The organism is Streptomyces sp. NPDC054841, assembly GCF_053611045.1.
In genome coordinates this window covers 1-1976 of sequence record NZ_JBSGZO010000825.1, presented here as the reverse complement: position 1 = coordinate 1976, position 1976 = coordinate 1, and the positions used below count along the sequence as shown (strand labels likewise).

Annotated in this window: 1 protein-coding gene; it reads left to right on the top strand. The window is 74.9% G+C overall.

Annotated elements, in window-relative coordinates; translation table 11 throughout:
- Positions 1-1976 (top strand): lipopolysaccharide biosynthesis protein (locus ACWGI8_RS43600; protein WP_453669085.1); only part of this gene is annotated, 1976 nt, incomplete at both ends.

Here is a 1976-nt window from a genome sequence, read left to right as displayed (position 1 = left end):
GGTCGGCGACGGAACGGCCGGCGGGGACTCGATGTTCCGCAACGCCTATGCGCTGATGCTGTCCACGGGGGTCTCGGCCGCGCTGGGGCTGGGGTTCTGGCTGGTGGCCGCGCGGTACTACACGGAGGAGGCCGTCGGACAGGGCTCGGCGGCGATCGCGGCGATGCGGCTGCTCGCGTCGGTCACCGCGACCACGATGATCGGCGCGGTGGTGCGGTACGTGCCGCGGGCCGGGCGGGCCACCGGACCGCTGGTGTGGCGGGCGTACGCGGTCAGTTCGCTCGTGGTGTGCGTCGCCTGTGCCGCGTTCCTGGTCACGCTGGACCTCTGGGGGCCCTCGTACGCCCCGCTGCGCGGCCTCACCGCCGGGCTCGTGTTCACCGCCTCGTGCGTCGCGTGGGCGCTGCTGACGCTGCAGGACGGGGTGCTGACCGGGCTGCGCAAGGCGGTGTGGGTGCCGGTGGGCAACGCCGTGTTCTCCATCGGCAAGCTGCTGCTGCTCGCCGCGTTCGCCACCGCCATGCCGGTGCTCGGCGTCTTCGTGTCGTGGGCGGCGGCGATCGGCCTGTCCGTGCTGCCCCTCGGCTGTCTGGTCTTCCGCCGGCTCATCCCCCGGCAGGCCGCCGCCGACCGCGACCGCGAGCCACCGCGGATGCGGGACATCGGACGGTTCCTCGCCGGGGACTCCGTCGGGGCGCTGTTCTCCCTGGCGATGATCAATCTGCTGCCGGTGATGGTCGCCGTCCGCTTCGACGCCGCGCACAACGGCTTCTTCTACATCGCCTACACCGTCGGCGGCACGATGGAGTTCATGGCCATCAACATGGCCTCCTCCCTCACCGCACACGCCTCGCACAGCCCGGACAGCCTCGCCGACGGGGTGCGCGGGGCGCTGCGGCGGATGGCGGTGCTGCTCGTTCCGGTCGTCGTCGTCCTCGTCGTCCTCGCCCCGCAGATCCTCGCCCCGTTCGGCCCGGACTACGCCGAGCACGGCACGACGGTGCTGCGGCTGCTGGCCGCCGCCGCGCTGCCCCGCGTCCTCGTCGAGCTGTACATCGGAGTGCTGCGCGTCCAGGGGCGTACGGGCGTGCTCGCCGTGCTCCAGGGCGCGATGTGCACGCTGGTGCTGGGCAGCGCGGCGGTACTGCTCGGCCCGGCCGGGATCTCCGGTGCGGGTCTCGCCATGCTGTTCTCCATGTCGCTGATGGCCGTCGCCTCGGCACCGGGCGTACGGGCGGCGCTGACGGGGCGCGAACCGGGGCCGGCCCGTGCCGCCCGGCTGCTGCGGCGGCGCCGGACCGGCGCCGAGGAGTACGGCACGACCTGGGCCCGCAAGGCGGCCGAGCGGCGGGCTGCGGGCGCGGAGCACGACTCCGACTGGACGCGCGAGACCGTGTATCTGCGCGGTGTGCACGAGACGGCGACCCCCGCCTTCGGGATCCCCGTGTACGTCCCCGAGCAGGCGTCCGGACACGAGGACGAGTCCTGGCCGGTCACCTGGCTGTGGCTGCTGCTCGGCCTCGCCGCCGGGCTGTTCTGGATCCCGCTGTCCCGGGCCGAGGACGTCACCGCCGGGCGGCTGTCCGGCACCGAGCTGCTGCGCGCCCTGCCCCCGGTCACGGTCACCGCCGGCGTGCTGCTGATCGTCGTGTGCAGCGCGGCGGTGTCGCTGCACCGGCTGCGCCCCGTACTGCTCGCCGCCGGGCTGCTGACCACCGTCGCCGCGCTGCACACCGCGCCGCTGCTGCTGGGGATCAGGCCGCACCCCGCCGCAGGGCCCGGACACACGGCGCTCGCGGACCTTCTCGCCGGTGCGGCGGGGCTGGACAGCACCGCCGGCATCCTCGCGGTCCTGCCGGTCGTGCTGCAGCTGCTCTGCCTCGGCCTGGCCGCCACCGCGCTGCGCGCCCGCGGCGCGCCCGACCGGGTCACGGCGGGCGCGGTGTGGGTGCTGGCGGTGGCGGGCTGGGCGGCCC